The organism is Psychrobacter sp. NPDC078631, assembly GCF_050268165.1.
Taxonomy (GTDB): domain Bacteria; phylum Pseudomonadota; class Gammaproteobacteria; order Pseudomonadales; family Moraxellaceae; genus Psychrobacter.
In genome coordinates this window covers 84,451-110,544 of record NZ_JBNNGG010000004.1, presented here as the reverse complement: position 1 = coordinate 110,544, position 26,094 = coordinate 84,451, and the positions used below count along the sequence as shown (strand labels likewise).

Here is a 26,094-nt window from a genome sequence, read left to right as displayed (position 1 = left end):
CTAGAGACTAATTCTTATTTTTTATAAGATGTTTAATGGATTGGCTGACCAAAAGTTTATACTCAACACTCTAGATAGTTAAAAGCTCGTTTGAAAGTAATTTTAAATCATAATCAGGCTCGTAAAACTCTATACACATAGTTTAAAATTTACTCCAAAATCACATCATAACCATAAAATTACTTATATAAAGTAAATTATAACTCTATAAAAAATGGCTTACTTATATTAAATAAGTAAGCCAAAAATAACTATCAGGTTTCTATAATTGCATTAGCTAATCCACTATAAATTCGGATTTAACCACTTCTCAGCAGTCTTCATATCCCAGCCTTTACGCTCAGCATAACTCTCTAACTGGTCACGGCTGATTTTACCGACATTGAAATACTCACTATCAGGATGTGAGTAATAGAATCCGCTGACAGATGACGCAGGCCACATCGCATAGCTTTCGGTCAAGGTCGTACCGATCGCCTCTACTGTACCGAGCCAGTCAAACAATTTGCCTTTTTCGGTATGCTCAGGACAGGCAGGGTAGCCAGGTGCAGGGCGGATACCCACGTATTTCTCTTTAATCATCTCATCATTGGTGAGTGACTCGGTCGGCTGATAGCCCCAGTACTCTTTACGGATGAGCTCATGTAGATGTTCGGCGAATGCTTCGGCTAAACGGTCAGACAGCGCCTGTACCATGATGGCATTATAGTCATCACCTGCTGCTTTGTATTGCTCAGCCAGTGCTTCTGTACCGACGATAGAGACAGTAAAGCCGCCTAAGTGATCGGTATGCGTTTCTGATGGTGAGATAAAGTCCGCCAAGCTAAAGTTTGGCTTGCCACTAACTTTGTCGCTTTGCTGACGTAAGTGTTCGAACTGATAGGTTGGGCTGCCGCCATCAGCAGGCGCATCGTCATACACAGTCACAGTATCTGCGCCAGTACGGCGAGCGGGCATCAGTTTAAAGACACCTTTCGCTACGATTGATTTCTCATCAATCATCTTTTGTAGCAGCTCTTCTGCATTTTCAAACAGATCACGAGCTGCTTCACCAACCACATCATCTTTCAATATTTTCGGGTATTTACCGGTCAGACCCCAAGAGATAAAGAACGGTGTCCAGTCAATATAAGGTAGCAGATTCGCGATTGGATAGTCATCCAATATCACTTGTCCTAGCTTATTTGGCACTGGTGGCACATAGGTTTCCCAATCATACTGAAAGCCAATCTTGACCGATTCAGCATAGGTGACTTTGGCAGCTTTTGGTTGACGCTTGGCCAGACGCTCACGCACTTTCACATATTCTTCACGGGTCTCATCGATGAGCGCTTGACGGTGCTCTTTCGACAGCAATTTGGTCACCACGCCGACTGAGCGTGAAGCGTCTGATACATAGATGACGCCATCATTTTGATATTGTGGCTCGACCTTGACGGCAGTATGTGCTTTAGACGTCGTTGCACCGCCGATCATCAATGGTAGTGTCATGCCGCGCTCTTGCATTTGCTTGGCGACATAGACCATCTCATCGAGACTTGGGGTAATCAGACCAGACAGACCGATGATATCGACTTTTTCTGCGATGGCAGTATCGAGGATTTTTTCACATGGCACCATGACGCCCAAATCGACGATATCATAGCCGTTACAGCCAAGCACCACGCCGACGATGTTTTTACCGATATCATGCACGTCGCCTTTGACGGTTGCCATTAGGATTTTACCTTTGACTTCGCCTTCGACTTTTTCCGCTTCGATATATGGGTTTAGCCATGCGACAGATTGCTTCATCACGCGGGCAGATTTTACGACTTGCGGAAGGAACATTTTACCAGCACCGAATAGATCACCGACGATATTCATACCGTCCATCAGTGGTCCTTCGATGACTTCTAGCGGTTTAGGATACTTCTCCCATGCTTCTTTGGTATCCGCTTCAATAAAGGTCGTCACGCCTTTGACCAGTGCGTGGGCGATACGTTCTTCTACCGTACCTTCGCGCCAGCTCATATCGACGGTGCTGTCTTTTTTCTTGCCGCCATCTTGGTAGTTTTCAGCGACGGTCATCAGACGCTCAGTCGCATCTTGACCAGTTTCACCTTGGTTGCGGTTGAGCATGACGTCTTCGATAGCGTCACGAGCTTCTTTTGGAATATCATCGTACAGCTCAAGCATGGCTGGGTTGACGATACCCATGGTCAGGCCATTGGTAATCGCATGAAATAAGAAAACAGAGTTGATGGCTTCACGGATCGGGTTGCCACGGAAACTAAACGAGACGTTAGACACACCACCCGATACCATCGCGTTTGGCAAGTTATCCGTAATCCACTTAGTGGCGTTGATGAAATCAGCACCGTAGTTGTTGTGCTCAGTGATACCAGTGGCAACGGCAAAAATGTTCGGATCAAAGATAATGTCTTCAGAAGGGAAACCGACTTCGTTAACCAACACATCATAGCTGCGCTGACAGATTTGAATTTTACGCTCGTAAGTATCGGCCTGACCATCTTCATCAAATGCCATGACGATAACGGCAGCACCATAGCGCATACACAGTTTGGCACGTTCAACGAACTCAGCGTGACCTTCTTTTAATGAGATAGAGTTGACGACAGATTTACCCTGCGTACGCTTTAGGCCTTCTTCGATAATGTCCCATTTAGACGAGTCAATCATCAGTGGTACACGGCTGATATCTGGCTCACCTGAAACCAAGTTGACGAAATGAATCATCGCCTGCTTGGAGTCGAGCATGCCTTCGTCCATATTGATATCGACGATTTGCGCGCCGCCTTCGACCTGATCGCGAGCGACATCAAGCGCTTCGGTATAGGCTTCAGTTTTAATCAAACGTAGGAATTTTTTAGAGCCTGTAACGTTGGTACGCTCACCGACATTGACAAACAAGCTATCAGAGTTGATGGTAAATGGCTCTAGACCAGACAAGCGGCAGGCAGGGGCTATCTCAGGAATGACACGTGGTGGATAGTTTGCCACGACTTTAGCGATTTGACGGATATGCTCAGGTGTCGTACCACAGCAGCCGCCGACGATGTTTAAGATACCTGCTTTGGCAAAACCTTCGAGTAGGGCAGCGGTTTCTTCAGCGGTTTCGTCATACTCACCAAACTCATTGGGCAGACCAGCGTTTGGATGCGCAGAGACAAAAGTATCAGCGATGTTTGACAATGTCTGAATATGGGGACGCAGCGCATCAGCACCTAGCGCACAGTTAAAGCCAACAGACAGTGGCTTGGCATGGCGAATAGAGTTATAAAACGCCTCGGCTGTTTGACCCGATAGCGTGCGACCTGATGCATCAGTAATCGTACCCGAAATCATGATTGGTAACTCAAAGCCAATATCATCGAATACACCAGTGATCGCAAATATCGCGGCTTTGGCATTTAGCGTATCAAAGATTGTCTCAATCAAAATAATATCGACGCCGCCTTCTATCAGGCACAAGGTCGCTTCACGGTAGTTGAGTACCAACTCATCAAAGGTAATATTACGAAACGCAGGATCATTGACATCAGGCGATAGTGAGCACGTACGTGACGTCGGGCCCACGACGCCCGCAACGAAACGAGGTTTCTCAGGCGTTCTTGCGGTAAATTCATCCGCCGCTGCTCGAGCAATCTTGGCCGCTGTCCTATTTAGTTCTGGCACTAGATACTGCATGTCATAGTCAGCCATCGACAGACGCGTACCGTTAAAGGTATTGGTCTCGATGATATCAGCGCCCGCTAGCAGATGATCGTGATGAATGTCTTTAATCATGTGCGGCTGAGTCAGTACCAGCAGATCGTTATTGCCGCGTACATCTTGGTCGATATCAGCAAAACGCTCACCACGATAATCCGCTTCTTCTAGTTTATAGGTCTGAATCTGCGTACCCATCGCACCGTCTAACATCAAAATGCGTGATGCCATCTGTTCAGTGATACGGGTACGAGCGGTTAGCTGCTGCTCTTTAAATGGAAGCACAGTAGGCGGCGTTAATATAAAGTCATTAGTGGATGAGGAACTAGAGGCGGTATCGGTATAAGAATCGGTTGGTGAGGTCGTCGTTGGAATCATAGGTGTGCTGCTTATATCGTAATTATTAAAAAAAGAAGGAATAACAAACCAGTAGCGTGCAGAGTCTCACGAAGAGGACCGCAAATTTGCATTATTTTAGCATGAAAAGTTTGCTACATAGGGATACTGCATATTCCTCTTTGGCAATAGATAAATAAGAGGAGAGCTAAGTAACAAAGTAAGGTATCAGAGTCTATTTCATAAAGCAGATAGGCACAAATGAATATCATTTCGCTAAGGGCTTACATAAAGCTTTTCTTTTGCAAATGAAAGCCAACGGAAACGCTCAGAAGTCAGACAAAATTTACATCCATACCACAAAAAATTGCGCAAAGGCAGGTTGATAAAGATTGCTTACATGTTAATTTAATTTCAGAAATACAAGGTCTTAGTAAGTCCTACTTATAAATACAGGCTCATTTATTAGCAATAACTGGTATCAAAAGTATCGGTATTAGCAGTGCAGTACAGTGAGCAAATGGCATTAGCAGGCAGGATGATCTGTAAGACAGTAATATCATAGTTGAAACAATACCAATCAAAGAAATTCAAATCATTAAGGAAAATGTTATGAAACTTACTAAAATTGCCACCATCGGTACATTGGCTATCTCAATCGCAGGTCTGAGTGCTTGTAATAATATGATGCCAGCAAAGACGGGTGATATGAAAGCACCAATGCACAGTCAGAGCATGGCTAAGATAAATGTTGTACAAATTGCGCAAAGCAATCCTGATTTCTCAGTATTGGTAGAAGCGGTACAAGCAGCAGGCCTAGTCGATATGTTGTCTGATCCTAACGCCCACTATACGGTATTTGCACCGACCAATGCCGCCTTTATGCAAGCATTGCAAGAAACAGGTATGACCAAAGCACAGTTATTTGCCAATAAGCCATTATTGACAAAAGTATTGGGTTATCACGTAGTGGCTGGTGATATGGCTATGTATGCCAAAGATGTGAAGCCTGGTAATGTAATGACTGCTAGCAAAGACACGTTGATGGTAACTAAAGAAGGCAAATTGATGGATGAAAACGGCCGCACAACAAACATCGTGAAGACTGATATCGCTGCCAACAATGGTGTTGTCCATGTAATCGATAGAGTATTGTTGCCTAAATAAGTATTAACTGAGGCATACCAACTGTATTTATTATAAGACTAAGCAGCCATTGTTTGTGATGATTTCATTATCAGACAATGGCTGTTTTAGACTTTAGAGCTTTATCTATATAAGTTTCTGTTTATATTGAAATTTTAAAACAGACATCTAAAAGTAGTTAATCACCATCATTTTGTCTCAAATATCGCAATAACTGATATACAAGCAAACAATGCTATATACGTGATTGATACAGTGTTGCTACCTAAGTAAATACCATTTGAAAATTAAACAGTTAGACTGAGAACTATCAATATAACGGACTAAATAGTATGACTAAGTAATTGATACATTTATCAATCATTGGTCGCCATTATATTTATCGAAAGTTATTAATTTAAATAAATCCCTTAATCAATTATTTATCCAAAAAGGAATTACCTATGTTAAAGAAGAACTTGTTATCTATCGCAGTTGTAACCGCAGCCATGTCACTAGCAGCGTGTAACGACACTGAGACTGTTGCAGAGCCAACTGAACCAGAAGCGACTGAAGAGATGGCAGTTGAGCCAGTTGCTGAGACAGAAGCTGTTGAAGCAGAGCCAATGGCCGAAATGGACATGGAAGCGACTCAGACTATCGCTGAAATCGCAGCAGAAAACGAAAATCTAACTATTTTAACCGCTGCGCTACAGGCTGCTGGTCTTGATACTATGCTAATGGAAGAAACTAAGCATACTGTATTTGCCCCAACTGATGATGCGTTTGCTCCAGTACTAGAAAAACTAGGCGTGACTAAAGAAGAGTTATTGGCCAATACAGACTTGCTAAAAACGGTCCTTCCTTACCATGTACTAGCAATGGAAGTTAAAGCAGCTGATATCCCATACGGTACTGAGATCGAAACAGCGAACGGTAAAACCATCACTATCAGTGAAGATAACGTGATTACTGATGCTACTGGTAACACAGCAAATATCACTGGTACAGATATCATGGCAACCAATGGTGTGGTCCACACTATCGATGCAGTATTAATGCCTGAATAAGCTATTATTAACGCGTAGATTTATAATCTGTAAGTTATTTAAAGAAAGCCTAGCCATCGTGCTAGGCTTTTTTATGTCTGTGAATTAAGAACGCAGAAATCAAGAATAGGGAAGTTAAGGCGCAGAAGTTTAAGCGATGATATACGCTATTGTTTAAATATATCGGTAGAGCTACCTAATTAGTATAAGGTTGTAAAGTGCCAAAGCACGCTCTGTAAAGAAGTAAGCTTTATAAAGAAGGCAGCCAAAATGCAAAATGACAGTTATATGTTGTGTCAAATACAAGTTAATTTTAAAAGTTAGAAGGGTGATTTTAAGGTATTAAATCAGCTCGTATGAACGTGGGCTTCAATGTTTTTTCGGTAAGCTATTCTGTAGCAGTGTATAAAGTTAACCAAACAAAAAAGCCCGAGAACAGAGTCTCGGGCTTTTTATTTATTCAATAAGATTAAATAGCAATCCTATTAAATCGACTTACACTTTATCTTTACGTAATGGATCAGCGTTCATGCTTTTTTGTTGTGCTAGATGACGCTCTTCCCAATACGGTGCGTTTTTGATACCGAATTTAGCAGGATCAAAACTGTAGCGAGTTACGCCAGCTTTGCGCTGAGCTTCATAGTCTTTAAGCATAGTAAGTGTTGGACGAGCCACGATGAAGATGACAAGAATACCAACAATGTTAAGCCAAGCCATAAGACCAACACCGATATCACCGATTGCCCAGATATAACCAGCTGAGTTTAAACCACCATAAGCAACCATCGCCATGATAAGAATTTTCACTAGGAATAGACCAGTTCTGTTCGCACTACGACCAAGGAAACGTGTTAAGTAAGCCACGTTTACTTCAGCAATGTAGTAGTAAGCCAGAATTGTGGTAAAGGCAAAGAAGAATACAGCGATTGCGATAAAGGCATTACCAAACGTACCGTATACAGATTCCATTGCCATTTGCGTGAACGCAGGAGCATTGATTTCAGTAGTAGCAGCAACGTTTTGTACGATGAACTGACCATCTGGTAGCGTACCTTGAATGTTGTACATACCAGTAGACAAGATCATGAATGCAGTAGCAGAACATACTAGTAATGTATCAACATATACTGAGAATGCCTGAACTAGACCCTGCTGTGATGGATGCTCAACTTCAGCAGCAGCAGCAGCGTGAGGACCTGTACCCTGACCAGCTTCGTTAGAGTAGATACCACGTTTCACACCCCAACCGATCGCAGCACCAAAACCTGCTTGTGCAGTGAATGCATCACCAACAATCATACCAAATACATCTGGAATCAAGCTAAAGTTGCTGAACATGATGATTAGCGCTAGGGCAATATAACCTAATGCCATGAAAGGTACTGCAAACTCAGTAAAGGTTGCAATACGCTTAATACCACCGAAGATGATGATACCTAGCACGACTAAGATGATAGCCAAGCCGACCAAACGCATAGAGCCAACTTCTAGGCCTGCAACGTTCATGATCGTACCTTCGCCCATTACCTGTGCAAATGCACTGATAACACCGTTCGCCTGTACACCAGGTAAGAACATACCACATGACAGAATAGAAGCGATTGCGAAGAGAATACCGTACCACTTTTGACCAAGGGCACGTTCAAAGTAATAAGCTGGGCCACCGCGATATTCGCCAGTTACCACATCTTTTTCTTTGTAAATCTGAGCAAGAGTAGATTCGACATAGGCTGTAGATGCGCCTAGGAAGGCTACGACCCACATCCAGAATACGGCACCTGGGCCACCGAAGCCGATAGCAGCAGCTACCCCAGCGATGTTACCCATACCCACACGACCGGCGAGTGAGACGGCAAGTGCCTGAAATGATGAGATACCCTGTGCACTAGATTTACCAGTGAATAGGAGTTTGATCATCTCACCGAATAGACGTACTTGTACAAAGCGCGTCATAATGGAATAGAACAGACCGGCACCCAAGCAGAGATAAATCAGCGCTGGGCTCCAGATAATTCCATTTACTAAGTTAACTAAACCTTCCATATTTATGTTCCTAGTACTGTCTCAAGGTGGCACTGTTTGCTAGGAGTAAACTAACTGGTTAACTTACTTATTTAAGTTAAGCAGTTAAAGTCTCTGCATCGACTTATTTGTTGTCTAAGTCTCATGTGCTTGGCCACCAAGAATGGACTGTAGTTGTCTGTATTTACCCGCGTATCTCGTCAGTAATACGGACTATTTGCATAGCGCTTATCACTGACAATATTAATATCAGCTGCGTTTACTATTATTCTACAACCTCAACTACTGCGGTCTTCTATCAATCATGTTATACATCAGATGAGTCATAAGTTGACCGGCGGATAAAACAGGCGGTTATATAATTAAATATCCATCACCATGATGGCATTCAACTTACTATGAGCTGTCTTGAATGACTACATGACTGGTATGGCGAATTGACAGTATTTAGCGATAATTTGACAGTTAATTGATGTTTTTATTAAGAAATTAACAACTCGCTAATACTAATCAAACTATAAGTCCACTACCAAATGTATTCAAACCGTACGGCTACGTAACTGCAATTTGCCATATTTTTGTACTAATTACTAGAAATTTCTTTATAGACGGTAGATATATTCGTATTTTATTTGGCTGATACATTAGCAAGATTTGGATTATATATAAATAATTGTTTGTACTTTCATAACATTTAGTCTGATTGCGCCAGACTGCTATATTTTTGCTCTATATCTATCATGATAAAAACGCGTTATCGTTAACGCTATGCGGTTGTGTTTTGGTAACGGTCAATTGTAAAAAACCGTATATAACGCCATCATTAGGACAACTTCTTTTGATATCATGCTGATAGAGTGATGCGCAGATATACAATATATAGAGCGTATGACTGCCGTATGAATACCAAGAAAACTTAAAAATATTAAAAACGTGGTACTGGATATTTGTTATTTATCATTATTAGGAGAATCAACAATGACGCGTAAATCTATTATGAAGCCGATGTTGCTAGCCGCTTTATTGACAACTTCTACGGTTGGTCTAAGCGGCTGTGGCTACAACAACTTGCAAGCACAAGATGAGCAGGTCACTGCTTCATGGTCAGAAGTGGTTAACCAGTATCAGCGCCGTTCTGATTTGGTGCCAAACCTAGTCAAAGTCGTACAGCAATATGCCGAGCAAGAGCAAGAGGTCTTCACCCAAGTGGCAGAAGCTCGCTCACGTGCAGGTGGTATCACGGTGACGCCAGAAGTGCTTAATGATCCAGAAGCGATGGAGCGTTATGCAGCAGCGCAAGAGCAGATGACAGGGGCATTATCGCGTTTGATGGCAGTGTCTGAGCGTTATCCAGATCTAAAGTCAGATGCACTTTTTCAGGATTTGCAGGCACAGTTAGAAGGTACTGAAAACCGTATTGCTGTGGCTCGTAACCGTTATATCCAAGAAGTGCAAGGATACAATACAACGGTACGTCAGTTCCCAACCAACATCACTGCAAAAGTATTTGGGATGGATACTAAGCCCAACTTTAGTGTAGCAAACGAAGAAGCGATTTCAACCGCACCAAGTGTTGATTTTGGCGACTCTGCAGAACAGTCAGCTGAATAAAATTTAGAATGAACGTGACGACAGAGCAGCATAGGCAGCTCTGTTCATTTAGCTAATGGTTCGACAATGATTAGTTAAGAGTCTATCAATTGGTAAAGATGTTATCTGAGGTGGTATAGATTAGATGAATAATTCAAAAGCAATCTTATCAGCATTACTGTTTACGTTAGGTGTCGTCAGCGTGCCTGCATTGCATGCTGCACCCAATGATACAGCGGTGGCGACAGATAACACCTCGAATCTGCAAAACCGTAGTGTCGAAGAGTTGGTGGCCGTTGCTAAAGCAGGCGAGTCTAACGAAGCAATCAATGATGCTGTATTAAGTAACGATGCTATCAATGAAGCGGTGCTCGGCAACGACGCTATCAATCAAAATGCAGATAACCAAAGCGCAGCAAATGGTACTGCCAATACTCAAACAACCGCTAAGCCACCTGTACGCTCAAGTGCCGAGGGTGTTGACGCTGATAAATTGATACTGAATGAACCAGTCGTTGATCAGGCCAATATTCTAAATCCTCAAGAGAAGCTACGTCTAGAGGCACAGCTTCAAAGTATCTATCAGCAGGGATTAGCACAAGCAGCAGTGGTTATCGTACCAACTACCAATGGCGTACCGATATTTGATTATGCATTGCAAGTTGCTGAGAAGTGGGAATTGGGTGATGAAGCTATCGATGATGGTCTGCTAATTGTCGTTGCTGTTAATGATCGTGATATGTATATCCTAACGGGTTATGGACTAGAAGGCGTCTTGCCTGATGCGGCAGTCAACCGTATCATTCGCGAAGATATCACACCGTTATTTAAGCAAAATAACTATGGTGCAGGGATAATAGCTGGCGTTGAAGCGCTCAAAACGCGCTTAACTGCTGATCCTGAAGTCTTAGCCCGTGCTGATGCGCAAGCTGCAGAGCGCACTGCTCAGGAAAGCTCAGACGAGCTGCCGTCACCTATTTTCTTATTTATCATGGCGATGATTTTCGGTAGCTTTATTACTAATATATTGGGCCGGGTATTTGGTTCTATTATTACCGCTGGCGGGTTTTTTGCAGGTTCAATGGCATTAGGCGGCGGTTTCTTCATGACGCTGATTATGGCAATATTCATCTGGATGTTTTTGATCTCACGCGGCGGTGGCGGTGGAAAAGGCGGCGGCGGTAAAGGTGGGCGCAGAGGCGGCATGATTTTCTTACCCGGTATGGGCGGCGGCAGTGGAGGCGGCTTTGGCGGTGGTGGTTTCGGAGGCGGCGGCTTTGGCGGTGGCGGCGGTGGTTTCGGCGGCGGCGGTGCAGGTGGCTCGTGGTAAGTATTCCACATACGCAAACAAAATAAACTCTACATAACCATCGAAAACGACGTACTTGAGGAAATAATATAATGGTAGAAGACAACGCTTCAAACCCCAGTTTTGCCCGCTGGTGGCGCCAAGTTTTGTTCGTCCCTTTATTACATAGTAAGTGGCTAACAACAGAATCCAAGGGGCGTCTAACAGATGCTGTGACACGAGCCGAACGTGGGCATCGTGGTGAAGTATTCTTAATCGTAGAAAACCATCTGCCTATCCAAGAGGCCTATCGCATGAACTGCCGTGAGCGTGCGATTGATTTGTTTAGCGAATATCGCGTCTGGGATACTGAAGAAAATACGGGCGTCTTGATCTATGTCAATATATGCGAGCGTAAACTAGAGATTGTCGCAGACCGAGGTATCAGCGCTCACGTTAGTCCAACAGTATGGAATGCAATGTGCGAAAAGGCAGTATCTGGTATCGCTACTCAAAAGACAGAAGAGAGCTTGGCTGAACTGCTGGATGAAGTGGGGCAGGTATTACGTCAGTATTATCATTTAGAGCACGATCCAGAAGGCAATGAGCTGTCCGATACAGTGGTGTTTTTAAAGTAGTTTGCGCCTTGTGTTGTTTTATTAAGAAGGCTACTTTTATAAGTAGCTTACCTATACGGTCAAAGGGTTTTGTTTTAGGCGATACGCTTTTAGTGTTAAAATGACTATTCTGGGACAGATACCGCCTCATATATGTATGGTTTGATTATCCTACTGTGCAACATTCACTAGGGCTCGTCTCGATAACACCATTATTGGAATACTATGATTGAATTAATAAAGAAACTACCGAAAGCCGAACTTCATCTACATATTGAAGGTTCGCTAGAGCCTGAGCTGATGTTTAGATTGGCCAAAAAGAACAACGTAGAGATACCTTATAAAGATATCGAAGATGTACGCAGTGCTTATAACTTTACCAATCTACAGACCTTTTTAGATATCTACTATGCCGGCGCAAATGTTTTACTCACCAAAGATGATTTTTATGATTTGACGTGGGAATATATTCTTAGATGTGTCGAAGACAATGTCATCCACACAGAGATATTCTTTGATCCGCAAACGCATACCGAACGCGGCGTGCCTTTTGAAGCGGTCATCACAGGTATCAAAGAAGCGCTCGCAGATGCCAAAGCAAAATACGGTATCACGTCATGCATCATCATGTGTTTCTTGCGCCATCTATCGCAAGAAGAAGCGTTTGAAACGTTAGAGCAATCGCTGGATTATAAAGATGACATCATCGGTGTTGGCCTTGATTCATCAGAATTAGGTAACCCACCATCGAAATTCAAAGAGGTCTTCAAAAAGGCCAAAGAGGAAGGTTTTAAACTGGTCGCTCATGCAGGTGAGGAAGCAGATTTTTCATACATCTATGAAGCGCTAGATTTATTGAATATCAATAGAATCGATCATGGTGTGCAGTCTATAAAAAGCCCAGAGTTGATGCAAAGACTCAAAGATGAGCAAATGCCATTGACGGTTTGCCCGAACTCAAATATCGAGCTAAAAGTCTTTGAGACTTATAAAGAGCACAATATTAAAGAGCTTTTAGACTATGGTCTGAATATTAGCGTTAACTCAGATGATCCAGCGTATTTCAAAGGCTATGTGAATCAAAACTTTATCAATCTATATGAGAATTTACCGATTACGGAAGACGATGTTATTACATTAGTAAAAAACTCGTTTAAATCGGCATTTATTAGTGATGAGTTAAAAGAAGCTTACTTGGCGAGAGTTGATCTTGCATTGAAATAAGCTACAACGAGCTTATTATTAGTAGCAAAGGCTTAACGGTTTATATAAATCGTTAAGCCTTTTTTATTGTCTATCATTCATTCAGTAATATCTATAAGTAGTAGCAATTATAAAGCCGTAATCTCTTCTATAAGCAGCGGCAAAACGATTCCTGCTTTTTCTGCTAATGTGATATCGACGATAGTATGTGGCGTTGGGTCAGGATTTATTTCAATAACTTGCGCGCCATTCTGTTTGGCTAATTGTGCCAATCCAGCAGCAGGATAAACCAAGCTTGAGGTACCGATACTGATAAATACTTCGCAATTAGCCGCAGCTTCTTCGGCAGTCTGCCATGCCTGTACAGGTAGAGCTTCGCCAAACCAAACAATATCTGGTCTGATATAACCGGCGCAATGCGGACAGCTAAGCAGTGTTTTATCAAAGCTCATGGTGCCTTGATTATCGTACGATACTCTCGATTGATCTTGATAGGGTATCTCACACTGACCACAGCGATTGCGCCACAGATGACCATGCAGGTGAGTCACTGCGCTACCAGCTTGCTCGTGCAAATCATCGACATTTTGGGTGATGAGTGTCACCTGCTGATCGGAGGTTTGCGCATGATACTGCCACTGAGCCAACGCATGATGGGCTGGATTTGGCGCTTTGTCTGCGACCATTTGCCGACGCCATTGATACCATGACCACACCAGCTTTGGATCACGAGTAAACGCCTCAGGGGTGGCCAAGTCTTCGACACCGTAGTTCTCCCACAGCCCTGTTTGCTTATCCCGAAACGTTGGGATGCCACTTTCTGCTGAAGTACCAGCCCCAGTCAAAATGCAGATACGCTGTTTGGATGCCAGTAGTTGTGCGGCAAGTTTTACTTCTGCTATTAACGCTGGTGATAATTCTGCTAACATGAGCCAACCCTTGCTAATAATGGATATTTTTACTTATGATAGACGGAATTTGGTGGCTTGTCATATTGTTCGCTGTCATCGCAGTTTTATGGCTCGTGGCAAAATCGCGCGGTGCAAAAGTAGGCGAAAAACATAGCGGTGCAAAATCAAAAAATGCAACACCGAATGATGCGCTGCAAAAAATATCAGCGATATTAAAGCAGCATTTTGCTGATTATCGAGTCACACGTAAGGCAAATCACTTACTCGTTAGCAAACAAGACAAAAAAATTGCAATGATTACGATTGATAAAAAAATTGCTGAAGGTCAGCGCCGTTTGGGTGATGTGCCAGTGATTAATTATCACCGTATACCTAGCCGTGCTCAGCTAACAGCTAATTTACAAGATGCAGAGTAAGTTATATATAGATGAGAGCACTAGAAATATATAAGCACAGAAAAACCGCAAACATTTTGATATGTAGGTTTGATGAATATAGGTAGTTTAAGATAGTAATAAGGGAAGGGCAGTGCTAAGGAAGTGATAGAGCAAGGTTGGAACATAATGATTGGTGCGCTCGGCGGGAATCGAACCCACGACCCTCGGCTTCGGAGACCGATACTCTATCCAACTGAGCTACGAGCGCATATGATAACGATATGTCTGACTGTCACGCTTAGATGCGCATGATAATTAGCATAAGGTGTCTAGAAATAAAGACCGCTTAGTCTAACAAATAAAAAGCATAAAGCCAATAAATGACAGTCGCGATTGAGGTTTTTTAAGAAAAAACAGCCAAGTCATTAAACAAGCATGGCAATTTACCTGCCTTTTCCCTTATAATGTTGGGGAGAATTCATATTTATAATCACCGATTGCAAGTGCGCTGGCACGCGGGATGGCTGTCTGCTATTGAAGACTTAGAGGTCGTCAAAGGAGGACAGACAGAATGTCCGAGCCGTGCTAGTCCTTGTATACGTAATAAGAGAACGTGACGAATGAGAAAAGTAGTTATGTTATCGGCAGCTGCCATTCTAGGAATCGCTAGTATCGCGGTGAGCCAAGCTGAAGATGTTGTAGACACGCCTGTAACTGCGTCAGACGTAGCAGAAGGCCAAGAGGTCGTAGAAGCTGCTCCTGAAACGCTAGGTGACGATACCCAAGCTGCTGCAGATACGACAGATGGTGCTGCGCCCACTGACGAAGCCGCCGCAGCAGAAGGCGAAGAAACTGCAGCAGCAGCGTCTGCCGCTGATGAAGAGCCAATTCCACAAGATACGCCGCAAGTACAGAAGCTAATTGCTTTGTATCCTAATCTGATTGCGCGTATCCAGCCTGTTGCCAATATCTGTTTTGAAGATGGTGAAGCTTGTGATGTAACGGCACGCTCATCTGGCCCAGCTGCTGGCGACGGTCCTCGTGACGGTAAAGCGGTATATAATGCTGTATGTCATACTTGTCATACAGCAGGCTTGCTAGGCTCTCCTATCTTTGGTGATGCTGGCGCTTGGGGCCCACGTATCGCGAAAGGTAAAGATACGCTATATACCCATGCTATCAATGGTTTCAATGCGATGCCTGCCAAAGGTGGCGCGGATATTCCTGATGAAGAAGTTCAAAATGCCGTAGATTATATGGTCGCAGAAGCAAGCTAATCTTTGTTGATTACCTTCCAAGCTTTTACGATAGTTATCTATAAAGCGCCTATTTCAGTGATGAGATAGGCGCTTTTTCATGATGAGTATTATTAATATGGTACTTCGAATATAAGGCAGTTGAAATTCACTATGAGTAGCCTCATTTTATGAGATTAGTTCGTTTATTACCGTACATTGTCACCTTTAGATAGTAGAGTGTGTTGAACATTCTTATACGGCTTTTGCCTATATGCTAATGATAGTCGAATGTTCAACACGGCCTATTATTCTAAAATCGCATTTTGTATAAATTGATAACAAATAAAGAGGTCTTCATGTCTGATGCACCAGCACTCTCCATAAAAAACCTATCCAAGACCTATGACAATGGGTTTTCGGCATTAAAAGGGGTTGATTTAACGGTACCACAAGGTGGATTCTTTGCGTTACTTGGGCCAAATGGCGCAGGTAAATCTACCATGATTGGTATTATTAGCTCATTGTTTAAGCCAACCACTGGTAGCGTCCATATTTTCGGTACAGATCTGTTAGAGAATCCTTCGATTGCCAAGCAATATCTTGGTGTTGTACCGCAAGAATTTAACTTTAATATGTTCGAAAAAGTCGAAGATATCCTGATTACGCAAGCGGGTTATTTTGGTATTCCGGCAAAAGAAGCCAAACCACGCGCAAAGAGACTATTAACCGCGCTAGGACTATGGGATAAACGCGACAGCAAATCTCGTGAGCTATCTGGTGGTATGAAACGCCGTCTGATGATTGCCCGTGCATTAATTCACAAACCAAAACTATTGATTCTTGATGAGCCAACGGCGGGTGTCGATATCGAGCTTCGCCGCTCGATGTGGGAATTTATGCAGCAGATTAATATCGAAGAAAATACCACTATTATTCTGACGACTCATTATCTCGAAGAAGCTGAGCAATTGTGTAAACGCATTGCGATCTTGGATCATGGTGAGATTCGAATCAATACAGAAATGAAAGAGCTGCTGGCGCAGTTGTCTGTAGAGACATTTGTATTTGATTTGGATACGCCGCTCACTGAGCAGTTGGCTCTGACAGGAGTCACAGGGGTCTCGCAACCAGATGAGCAAACGCTAGAAGTTACCTTGACAGAAGGTGAGTCACTAAACGGTGTCTTTGATCAGTTGTCTGATAAGGGTATCAGTGTGGCGAGTATGCGCAATAAAGCCAACCGACTAGAAGAGTTATTTATGCGCTTGGTAGACAAAAACATTCAGAGTGCAGATAGCATGAAGGAGGCGGGATTATGAGTCAGGAACTAGTCGATCATAATAAAACCATGTCATTGAGTAAGAAGTGGATTGCGTTTCGTACTATTTGGTTCAAAGAAGTGCGCCGTATTTTACGTATTTGGCCGCAGACGTTGCTACCGCCAGTTATCACGATGAGTCTGTATTTTGTCATCTTCGGTAAAATGATTGGCTCGCGTGTGGGTGAGATGGGCGGTGTGCCATATATGCAGTTTATTGTGCCTGGTTTGATCATGATGTCGATCATTACCAACAGTTACTCTAATGTGGTCTCAAGCTTCTTTAGTGCTAAGTTCACGTCTAGTATCGAAGAGCTTTTGGTCTCGCCCGTATCCAAGCATGCTATTTTGATGGGTTATATCAGTGGTGGTATCTTCCGTGGACTGGCCATCGGTGTGATTGTCTCAATAGTGGCGCTGTTCTTTACCGATCTTGGTATCGAGCATTTATTTGTGACTGTATTTACGGTACTTGGCACGTCTATCCTATTTTCGTTAGGCGGCTTTATCAATGCGGTATTTGCACGCTCATTCGATGATATCTCTATTATCCCGAGCTTCGTATTGACACCATTGACCTATCTTGGCGGTGTGTTTTATTCGATGGAGAATTTATCGCCATTTTGGCAAAATATCTCGCTACTGAATCCTATCGTCTATATGGTCAACTCATTCCGTTACGGTATTCTTGGCTACTCTGATGTCAATGTTTGGTATTCGATGGCGGCTATTTTTGTGTTCTGTGCGATATTTTATACCATCGCCTATCGCTTGCTAAGTAACGGTTCACGTGTACGTTTGTAGTGTGTATTATTCGCTAAGCATATTATTTAGAGCAAATTTAAAACGGTTCAATATTAGGAAGACAGATGAGTATTCACGGTATCTTGGGTGAGCAAACCACAGACTATCCAACTGAGTATAGCCCAGAGACGCTATATCCTATCGCCCGCAGTATGGGGCGTGATGCAATTGGCTGGCAAGATGATAAATTAACGGTTGGCATCGATTGGTGGCAGGCGTTTGAGATGTCTTGGTTGAACACGCAAGGTATTTCGCAAGTGGCCATCGCGCGCTTTGCGATTCCTGCTAGCTCACCGTTTATCGTGGAATCAAAATCGTTGAAATTATATCTAAACAGTATTAATTTTACCGAATTTCCCAGTTGGGCAGCGGTGCAGACGCTGATTGCCAAAGATTTATCGGCTTGTGTACAAGCAGAAGTCACTGTTGAGTTATTTGGCTTAGATGACAAGCAAGGCAATGAGCAGTTGGGATTATTAATTACACAACCTGAAGGGATTTGTATTGATGATGCCTTGGCAAACAGCAGTGAAAAAGTAGCGCTGTGTGAGCATCCTGATGCATCACTGCTGCGTGATAATGAAGCAGAGACGAGTGGCGAGAGTGTGATAAGTGACAGCACTCAGCCTTATACTTTTTATTCTAATTTGCTGCGTAGTAATTGTCCGGTGACCAATCAGCCAGACTGGGGAACGTTGGCAGTATCGATTACGACGGATAAGCCTGTTAATGCGGCTAATATACTGCGTTATATTTTAAGTTTCCGTCAGCATAATGGCTTTCATGAGCAATGTGTCGAGCAGATATTTGCTGATCTGAGTCGATATTATGAACCAAGTGCCTTGATGGTTCGCGCATGGTACACGCGCCGAGGTGGTATCGATATCAACCCTTGCCGTGTCAGTGATATAACTCTATTGCCACAGCCAAGCCGTTTAATTCGTCAGTAAATAAATATCGATTTCATGAGTTGCGGTTACGTCCTATAATCAATTAACTTTCTTCATCTAAGGTAAGGATACCAGTATGAAATTGATAACTTATGCTATAACGGTAGTGGGCGTAGCTGTGCTATCTTTGTCTACGATATCATCAGCGCATGCAGCAGCGGCTGACAGAGATTATGTTTGTGAAAGCTTATACATGGAGCAGTCATATGATTGTGCGATAGAGGCCGTTATAGTAGAAAAAAAGAGGCTTAATAAAATATACATGACTGCATATCGTACTTTAGATAAACATGAAAAAGAGCAGTTAGATAAAGAACAGATAGCATGGCTAAAAGCTCGCAGCGAGCAGTGTGACTTTGAGCATGACGGCCCCATGAATAACACCGTGGTATATGCCATGATTAATTCTGATGTCTGCACCGCTAACGAGACACAGAAACGTAGCAAGGTCATGGCTAAAAGATATAATATTAAGTAGTTTTTTTTAGCTAAATCATACGCGAAAAAAGCGCCTATCTCATTGAATGAAATAGGCGCTTTTTATGGCACAGTTTTTAAGATTAGAACTATTTACCGCTTACTTTCGCCATGACCTCTTCACGGCTTAGCATTTGCTTTTCTGCTTCACGGCGATTGACGTATTCGTACTTGCCTTCAGCCAAGTTACGGTCTGAAACCACGATACGATGTGGAATACCAATCAATTCTAGATCAGCAAACTTAACGCCTGGACGCTCGTTACGATCATCTAGCAACACGTTAATGCCTTGCGCTTTTAGTTCTTCATACAGCGCTGTTGCCGTCTGCATGACGGTCTCTTCTTTTGACTTCATCGGTATGATAGCGACTTCAAAAGGAGCGATTGAATCATCAACCGTTGGTGTTTTTGGCCACATGATGCCGTTTTCATCATTGTTCTGCTCGATAGCAGCGGCAATGATACGGCTAACGCCAATACCATAACAGCCCATCATCAAGGTAACAGGTTTACCATCTTCACCAGAAACCGTACAGTTCATCGCTTGTGAGTATTTATCACCCAACTGGAAGATATGACCGACTTCGATACCGCGTTTGATTTTTAGGCTGCCTTTACCATCAGGAGAAGGGTCGCCTTCTTGTACATTGCGTACATCAACGATGCGAGTAATGCGAGTATCACGTGCCCAGTTCATACCGATAGTATGTTTGTTCACTTCATTGGCACCGCAAACAAAATCTGATAACGCAGCTGCCGAACGATCAACGAATACAGGCATATCTAAATTAACACCGATATAGCCTTTGTGCAGGCCTGCCGCTTTTAGCTCTTCGTCAGATGCTAACGTCAATGGTACGTTGGCTTCTTCAATTTTCTCCGCTTTGATAGTATTGAGCTGATGATCGCCTCGCAACACGATAGCAATCAGTTGTGGCTCATCATTCTCAGTATGACCATGAACGATCAAAGTTTTAACCGTAGTTTCTAACGGGATATCCAAGTGTTCAGCAACCATTTTGCAGCTGGTCATGCCTTCGGTTAGAACGTCTTCGCGCTCCATTTTCGGCGGTTGACGCTCAGCGGTGCTGACAGATTCTGCTAGCTCTACGTTGGCTGCATAGTCAGATGAGTCCGAAAATGCAATATCGTCTTCGCCGCTATCTGCCAATACATGGAACTCATGTGAAGCAAAACCACCGATAGAGCCTGTATCTGCTTGTACCGCACGGAAATCTAAGCCCAAGCGGGTAAAGATGCGTGTATAAGCGTCATACATATCATGGTAAGTCTTGGCCAATGAGGCTTGATCCACATGGAAAGAGTAAGCATCTTTCATGGTGAATTCACGGGCGCGCATCACACCGAAGCGTGGACGAATCTCGTCACGGAACTTACCTTGAATCTGAAAGAAGGTAATCGGTAGTTGTTTATAACTACGTAGCTCGCCTTGTGCTAGATTGGTGATGACTTCTTCGTGCGTTGGACCAAGTACAAAGTCGCGATCATGACGGTCTTTGAAGCGTAATAACTCAGGACCATAATCATCAAAACGTCCGGTCGTCTGCCAAAGCTCAGCAGGCTGAGTCATCGGCATTAGCACTTCTTGTGCGCCGACGTTTTGCATCTCTTCACGAACAATGCGTTCGACCTTTTGCAAGACGCGCAGACCCATAGGCAACCAAATATACAATCCAGAAGCAATCTTGCGGATAAGACCAGCACGCACCATCAATTGGCTTGAGGCGATGTCGGCGTCACTTGGGGTTTCTTTTAGTGTGGCAAATAAAAATTGACTGGCTTTCATAAATAAAGCGTAACCTTATCAACGATAAAAAAATAAGAAATAGTAGGATGTTGAGCGTATGGCTAATCGTTTCATTGCCGCCGCAAGCTTACCTTTATCACTTAGCAATAATCTAGGGTATTTCCTAGTTACCAACCTGCTTATATACAAAGCACATCAGTAAAAACCACTCTCATAAAAGAGAGGCAAATTTGATTTGATGTATCAATATGCCAAAAATGCAATATATTCAGGTCAAAACCCTGATAAATGCTTTAAGACTGACATTTTATTCATACAATCTGACTATGTTAGGTAAAGTTCGCCTAAGACGCAATGACTTTTTGTCTTTTCAGACCGAACGTGACGCAAAGGCTTTGATAACAGCCGGATAATTAAGTTATCCCTATGATTTTGTGGCAAACCGTAAGACACTTTATAGCTAGCTCAGCTAGATATTATGTAGAGGAATGGTAGCCATTACTTGAAGTTACTGCACAATAGTCGCATTTATGGCTCAGGTATTATAGAGTTTTGATAATACAGTTAGCCTTGTAAAAACAATGCAACATTATAAAGGTAGCTTCTATGAATAATCCTGATATGAATAACGCTAATGCCACTCAAAAGCCTGAGAAACGTCCTATTGCGACAATGTCGTGGGTGATATTACTCATCAGTCTAGCAGCGATTGTCTTTGCTATTTATAGCGCACAAAACAAACCAGAAGAAGCGCCGATAGAAACCATTACTCGCGAAGGCGTGGTTGCGCAAATTCAGCAGTTAAATCGTTTACATACTGTCGCATTCAGCGTTGATACAGTGATTACGAGCGAGCGACCTGGGAGCTGGATGAAACTGTGGCAGGATGAGCAAAAGGCATTATTTATCGCTCATGGTCGCGTAGAGGCAGGCGTTGATCTGAGTGCGTTGACGCCTGAGATGGTACAAGTAGTGCAACCTGCTCAAGTTAATGCAGACGAAGAGCAAGTAGCTAATGCAAACTCATCAGCTGCCACTATGCCTCAAATCAATATTACTTTGCCGCCTACAGAGATATTTTCAGTATATCTGGATGATATTGAGATTTATGACTGGCAGACAGGGGCTTTTGGTATGATGCAAGTTGATCCTAAAATATTGGCACAAGCACAGACCATGGCAAAAAAAGAAGTGCTTGAGCGTGCCTGCCGAGGTGATGTCATGAATATGGCACTACAAAATGCGCAAACGCAATTGCAGCAGCTATTTGCGCTCACGGGAGCGGTAGTGGCGGTTACAACTCAGGGCGCAGGCGCGTGTCAGTTGCCAGTCACTACCAATAGCTAGTCTGCTAGTTGTTTTCTAAAATTAAGCTTCTTTTTTAAATTCGGCGATAGCTAGCTTGCGTACTGATTTATGCTCGACCATCGGTGCAGGGTAGTCAACATCGGCAAACTTACCACCTTTTGCCAATTCTTTACGCATCTTGTCTTCGTTGTGCAAGATACTGTTAGGAATATCTTTTAACTCTGGTAGCCAATTTTTAATGAACAGAGCTTTAGGATCGTGCGTATTGGCTTGGCTAAAGGGATTCATAATACGGAAGTAGGGCGCTGAGTCCGTACCTGTCGACGCGCTCCATTGCCAGCCACCGTTATTGGAGGCAAAATCTCCATCTATCAGTTGCTGCATAAAGTAACGCTCACCCAAGCGCCAATCAATCAGCAAGTCTTTGGTCAAAAACATCGCGGTGACCATTCGCAGGCGATTGTGCATAAACCCTGTCGCATTTAAACAGCGCATTGCTGCATCTACGAGCGGCACGCCTGTCTTACCAGCACACCATGTCTCAAAATCATCGTTGTCATATGACCAATTAACCTTAGTGTCAGTATCTTCTTTATAAGCCTTATGACGAATCAGGTTTGGTTTTTCTACTAGCACATGGCGATAAAAGTCTCGCCACGCAAGCTCACTTATCCAGCGGTTGATGTCTTCGTTATCGCCGTCATTGCCGTGTAGCTTCTCTTGTGCTTTGCTCGCTTGTAGATAGCAGAGTCTAGGACTGATAGAGCCTATAGTGAGATAAGCCGATAGCTGACTGGTTGCATGCAAATGGGGGACATCACGGCTCACATCATAATCATTAATATCATCATCGACGAATGCCTCTAGACGCTGGCAAGCGGCTGACTCACCTGCAGGATAAGCGTCTCTTGCTTGGTCAAGCTGAGCTGTCATATCGATATGTTGCAATGACTCGTTCTTTTCTAATGTCTGCTGATAATCACTCAGCACCTTCTCGCTTAGTGCTTCGATATCGTCGATTGTATTGGCAAACGTTTGCGATGATGGTAGTTTGATTTTATAATCGCTATCTACTGCGGGTGCTTCATGCATTTGAATGGTGCTGACGTCCAACGTATGTCGCCATTTTTTATAAAATGGGGTAAAGACTTTATACATGCTATCGCCATCATTGGTCGTGATACTTTGCGGTGGCAAAATGCATTGGTCATGCCAGCGGACGAACTCGATGTCGTCTTCAGCAAGTTGGTTGCTTAACTGTTCATCACGATCAATCTCATTGCCTTCGTACTCGTGATTGGCCATGATGCAGCTGATTTCATTGTCATTGCATAAAGTCGTGAGCGCCTCTATACAGTCAGCAAAGCTTGGGCAGAGCTGTACTGTTAAAGTGATGTTCAGTTTTGATTGTAATTCCTTCGCTAGAATAGGGAGCGTGCGAGCAATATGATCGACTTGTACAAGGGATGTATCGTGTGCTTGCCACTGCTCAGGTGTCAAAAAGGATACGGCAGACACTGAGGCGTTGTCTTCTTTTGCACGTTCGCAAAGCGCTGCTAAAGCAGTATTGTCATGGATACGTAGGTCACGACGAAACCACATCAGGTAATGCGGTGGATTTTTGCTAGTAGCATTGTCGCCAGTATCAGTATTATTAGCGGCTGTCTGTGCAGTCTTAGACATCAAAGTATCCCTATATTAATCAATCGCAATCATAAACAAAACTAAGGATAAAAGTATGCTAGGATAAGTTTTTGGATGCAATGGCTTTGCCGTTTGGTTAACAAAACCTCATCACATCTAACGATTTATCTTTAGCTTGAACCTATCTGATACCGCTATAATCGGTGTCATGTTCAGTACCATGAAACGCAAGGTCACAAAATGCACGTTAAGTTTTGCGGGTTTACTCAGCTTAGTGATATACAGACTGCAGCACAGTTAGGCGCAGATGCAGTGGGTTTGGTGTTTTATCCACCAAGTCCACGTGCGGTCACAATAGCGCAGGCGCAAACTCTGAGCGCTGCCGTACCTGCTTTTGTCAGCGTGGTGGCACTGGTAGTCAATATGCCCAAAGATGAGCTGATTAAATTAGCAAATAACGTCTCTTTTGATATTATCCAGTTCCATGGTGATGAAACACCTGAACAGTGCCAACAGCTGGCAGGCATGGTCAATAAACGCTGGATTAAAGCATTGCGTATCAATACAGAGCAAGACACCCTCGATAGCGTTCGCGCCCAGATTGCTCAATTTGCAACCGCAGGTGCCAGTAGTATTTTACTGGATGCTTATCATCAGCATAAGTATGGCGGTACTGGCGCACGTTTTGACTGGAGTCTCATTCCACGTGACAGCGAACTGCCAATCGTTTTGGCCGGTGGACTCGATGCCGACAATGTTGCCGCTACATTAGATTTGCCGATTTATGGCGTCGATGTGAGTGGTGGTATTGAAGTTGATAAAGGTAAAAAAGACGCTGCCAAAATGCGTGCCTTTATGAAAGCGGTCAAACGCGATCGATGGCAAAACGCTACGGTCACTGGCGCCATCTAAGTGGGTGTGTATCTAGCTATTTGCTATACATAATCTACTTAGTTGATCGTTATTCCGATGTTTCTGCTTAAATCTTATTAGATTGTTATCCTTTTTATTATTTTCTCTCTATTTATCTAAAGTTATCTAAAAAATACCACTTATTACAGTAGGAATTATCATGAGTCATGTCGAGAACAAAGATTTATCTGCTACCGCACAATCGGTTAATACTTTTACCAATCCTGAAAACGTACAGGACTTTAACCAGTATCCTGATGCGCGTGGTCATTTCGGTGTACATGGGGGGCGTTTTGTCTCTGAGACGCTAATGGCTGCTCTAGAAGAGCTAGAAACGCTTTATACCAAAGTAAAAGCAGACCCAGCATTCTGGGAAGAGTATCACAACGATTTGGTCAATTATGTCGGACGTCCAACGCCACTGTATCATGCTAAGCGTTTGAGTGATGAGATTGGCGGTGCGCAAATTTACTTCAAGCGTGAAGATCTAAACCATACAGGCGCACATAAAGTAAATAACACCATTGGTCAGGCACTACTTGCCAAAATGTGTGGTAAAAAACGTATCATCGCTGAGACTGGTGCAGGACAGCATGGCGTAGCGACGGCAACGATTGCGGCACGCTTGGGGCTAGAGTGTATCGTCTATATGGGTGCTGACGATGTCGAGCGTCAAAAGATGAACGTCTATCGTATGCGCTTACTTGGCGCAACAGTTGTACCCGTCACTTCTGGCTCACGCACGCTCAAAGACGCAATGAATGAAGCCATGCGTGACTGGGTGACCAATGTAGATAGCACCTATTACATTATCGGTACTGTGGCAGGCCCGCATCCTTATCCGCTATTGGTTCGTGATTTTCAAGCGATCATCGGTAAAGAAGCGCGCATTCAGCATCTAGAAAAAACAGGTAAAATGCCTGATGCATTGGTTGCTTGTGTCGGTGGTGGCTCAAACGCGATTGGTTTGTTCTTTGACTTCCTAAACGATACTGAAGTGAAAATGTATGGCGTCGAGGCAACGGGTGATGGTATCGAGTCAGGTCGTCATTCAGCACCATTGGCTGCTGGTCGTATCGGCGTGCTACATGGTAACCGTACCTACCTAATGGCAGATGATGATGGTCAGATTCAAGAGACACATTCTATTTCAGCGGGTCTTGATTATCCTGGTGTCGGCCCAGAGCATAGCTTCCTAAAAGACATGAAGCGTGTTGAGTACGTTGGCTGTACGGATAAAGAAGCGTTAGAAGGCTTCCATGAGGCAACTCGCAAAGAAGGTATCATTCCTGCGCTTGAAACTGCTCATGCTGTCGCTTATGCATTGAAACTGGCTAAAACCATGACTCCTGATCAGACGATTATCGTTAATATGTCAGGACGCGGTGACAAGGATCTGCATTCAGTGATGAAAGCAGAAGGGATTGAGTTGTAGTAACGAGTAT

Annotated in this window: 19 protein-coding genes, 1 tRNA gene and 1 pseudogene; 15 read left to right on the top strand and 6 right to left on the bottom strand. The window is 43.4% G+C overall.

Annotated features, from left to right (window positions below):
* Nucleotides 1-285: 285 nt before the first annotated feature.
* A complete protein-coding gene (metH, locus tag ACQKCP_RS11585) occupies nt 286-4,089 on the bottom strand; it encodes a methionine synthase (RefSeq protein WP_427612410.1) in 3,804 nt (1,267 codons plus the stop codon).
* Nucleotides 4,090-4,659: 570 nt separating this feature from the next.
* Here metH and ACQKCP_RS11580 point away from each other — a divergent pair.
* Nucleotides 4,660-5,214 (top strand): fasciclin domain-containing protein, encoded by a 555-nt coding sequence (locus ACQKCP_RS11580; protein ID WP_427612409.1) that lies wholly within the window; start codon nt 4,660-4,662, stop codon nt 5,212-5,214.
* A 422-nt stretch (nt 5,215-5,636) separates the two neighbouring features.
* The gene (locus tag ACQKCP_RS11575; protein WP_057758535.1) at nt 5,637-6,242 is read left to right on the top strand and encodes a fasciclin domain-containing protein; all 606 of its coding nucleotides are present in this window, start codon (nt 5,637-5,639) and stop codon (nt 6,240-6,242) included.
* A gap of 474 nt (nt 6,243-6,716) precedes the next feature.
* On the opposite strand, the gene ACQKCP_RS11570 is transcribed toward ACQKCP_RS11575, so the two are convergent.
* The gene (locus tag ACQKCP_RS11570) at nt 6,717-8,264 is read right to left on the bottom strand and encodes an alanine/glycine:cation symporter family protein (protein WP_427612408.1); all 1,548 of its coding nucleotides are present in this window, start codon (nt 8,262-8,264) and stop codon (nt 6,717-6,719) included.
* Between the two features lie 957 nt (nt 8,265-9,221).
* On the opposite strand from ACQKCP_RS11570, the gene ACQKCP_RS11565 reads away from it, so the two are divergent.
* The 4 genes from ACQKCP_RS11565 (at nt 9,222) to ACQKCP_RS11550 (ending at nt 12,962) form a co-directional block, all read left to right on the top strand.
* Nucleotides 9,222-9,854, top strand: coding sequence for a LemA family protein (locus ACQKCP_RS11565; RefSeq protein WP_397476435.1), 633 nt, complete (start codon nt 9,222-9,224; stop codon nt 9,852-9,854).
* A 124-nt stretch (nt 9,855-9,978) separates the two neighbouring features.
* On the top strand, nt 9,979-11,163 hold the full coding sequence (locus ACQKCP_RS11560; RefSeq protein ID WP_427612407.1) for a TPM domain-containing protein: 1,185 nt from the start codon (nt 9,979-9,981) through the stop codon (nt 11,161-11,163).
* Nucleotides 11,164-11,234: 71 nt separating this feature from the next.
* Nucleotides 11,235-11,759, top strand: coding sequence for a TPM domain-containing protein (locus ACQKCP_RS11555; protein WP_427612406.1), 525 nt, complete (start codon nt 11,235-11,237; stop codon nt 11,757-11,759).
* Nucleotides 11,760-11,963: 204 nt separating this feature from the next.
* The gene (locus tag ACQKCP_RS11550; RefSeq protein ID WP_427612405.1) at nt 11,964-12,962 is read left to right on the top strand and encodes an adenosine deaminase; all 999 of its coding nucleotides are present in this window, start codon (nt 11,964-11,966) and stop codon (nt 12,960-12,962) included.
* A 107-nt stretch (nt 12,963-13,069) separates the two neighbouring features.
* Here the strand turns inward: ACQKCP_RS11550 and ACQKCP_RS11545 are convergent, their stop codons facing one another.
* Nucleotides 13,070-13,870 carry an NAD-dependent deacylase gene (locus ACQKCP_RS11545; protein ID WP_427612404.1) on the bottom strand — a complete coding sequence of 267 codons (801 nt, stop codon included), beginning with the start codon at nt 13,868-13,870 and terminating at the stop codon, nt 13,070-13,072.
* A 35-nt stretch (nt 13,871-13,905) separates the two neighbouring features.
* Here ACQKCP_RS11545 and ACQKCP_RS11540 point away from each other — a divergent pair, with 35 nt between their 5' ends.
* Nucleotides 13,906-14,268: a hypothetical protein gene (locus ACQKCP_RS11540; protein WP_427612403.1), complete on the top strand. Its 363-nt coding sequence runs from the start codon at nt 13,906-13,908 to the stop codon at nt 14,266-14,268.
* A gap of 152 nt (nt 14,269-14,420) precedes the next feature.
* Here the strand turns inward: ACQKCP_RS11540 and ACQKCP_RS11535 are convergent.
* Nucleotides 14,421-14,497, bottom strand: a tRNA-Arg gene (locus ACQKCP_RS11535).
* A 367-nt stretch (nt 14,498-14,864) separates the two neighbouring features.
* Between ACQKCP_RS11535 and ACQKCP_RS11530 the strand changes: the two genes are divergently transcribed.
* The 5 genes from ACQKCP_RS11530 to ACQKCP_RS11510 all read left to right on the top strand — a co-directional run bounded on the left by ACQKCP_RS11530 (nt 14,865) and on the right by ACQKCP_RS11510 (nt 19,017).
* Nucleotides 14,865-15,506, top strand: a complete 642-nt coding sequence (locus ACQKCP_RS11530; protein ID WP_427612402.1) for a c-type cytochrome — start codon at nt 14,865-14,867, stop codon at nt 15,504-15,506.
* A gap of 317 nt (nt 15,507-15,823) precedes the next feature.
* Nucleotides 15,824-16,786, top strand: coding sequence for an ABC transporter ATP-binding protein (locus ACQKCP_RS11525; RefSeq protein ID WP_101204942.1), 963 nt, complete (start codon nt 15,824-15,826; stop codon nt 16,784-16,786).
* A gap of 29 nt (nt 16,787-16,815) precedes the next feature.
* Nucleotides 16,816-17,589, top strand: coding sequence for an ABC transporter permease (locus tag ACQKCP_RS11520; RefSeq protein WP_057762348.1), 774 nt, complete (start codon nt 16,816-16,818; stop codon nt 17,587-17,589).
* 65 nt (nt 17,590-17,654) lie between these two features.
* Nucleotides 17,655-18,539 (top strand): NADPH-dependent 7-cyano-7-deazaguanine reductase QueF, encoded by an 885-nt coding sequence (gene queF, locus ACQKCP_RS11515; RefSeq protein ID WP_427612401.1) that lies wholly within the window; start codon nt 17,655-17,657, stop codon nt 18,537-18,539.
* A 76-nt stretch (nt 18,540-18,615) separates the two neighbouring features.
* Complete coding sequence (locus ACQKCP_RS11510; RefSeq protein ID WP_427612400.1) at nt 18,616-19,017, top strand: lysozyme inhibitor LprI family protein; 402 nt, start codon at nt 18,616-18,618, stop codon at nt 19,015-19,017.
* 88 nt (nt 19,018-19,105) lie between these two features.
* Here ACQKCP_RS11510 and ACQKCP_RS11505 read toward each other — a convergent pair whose 3' ends face one another.
* Nucleotides 19,106-20,824: a proline--tRNA ligase gene (locus ACQKCP_RS11505; RefSeq protein WP_427612399.1), complete on the bottom strand. Its 1,719-nt coding sequence runs from the start codon at nt 20,822-20,824 to the stop codon at nt 19,106-19,108.
* 567 nt (nt 20,825-21,391) lie between these two features.
* On the opposite strand from ACQKCP_RS11505, the gene ACQKCP_RS11500 reads away from it, so the two are divergent.
* On the top strand, nt 21,392-22,132 hold the full coding sequence (locus ACQKCP_RS11500) for a DUF4230 domain-containing protein (RefSeq protein WP_427612398.1): 741 nt from the start codon (nt 21,392-21,394) through the stop codon (nt 22,130-22,132).
* Nucleotides 22,133-22,153: 21 nt separating this feature from the next.
* Here the strand turns inward: ACQKCP_RS11500 and ACQKCP_RS11495 are convergent, their stop codons facing one another.
* Entirely contained in the window at nt 22,154-23,776 is a 1,623-nt protein-coding gene (locus tag ACQKCP_RS11495) for a cryptochrome/photolyase family protein (RefSeq protein ID WP_427612397.1), read from the bottom strand.
* Between the two features lie 195 nt (nt 23,777-23,971).
* Here ACQKCP_RS11495 and ACQKCP_RS11490 point away from each other — a divergent pair.
* Both ACQKCP_RS11490 and trpB read left to right on the top strand, forming a co-directional pair.
* Nucleotides 23,972-24,649 (top strand): annotated as a pseudogene (locus ACQKCP_RS11490) (phosphoribosylanthranilate isomerase); the annotation flags it as partial.
* 160 nt (nt 24,650-24,809) lie between these two features.
* Nucleotides 24,810-26,084 carry a tryptophan synthase subunit beta gene (gene trpB / locus ACQKCP_RS11485; RefSeq protein WP_057758619.1) on the top strand — a complete coding sequence of 425 codons (1,275 nt, stop codon included), beginning with the start codon at nt 24,810-24,812 and terminating at the stop codon, nt 26,082-26,084.
* The last annotated feature ends 10 nt before the right edge of the window (nt 26,085-26,094 follow it).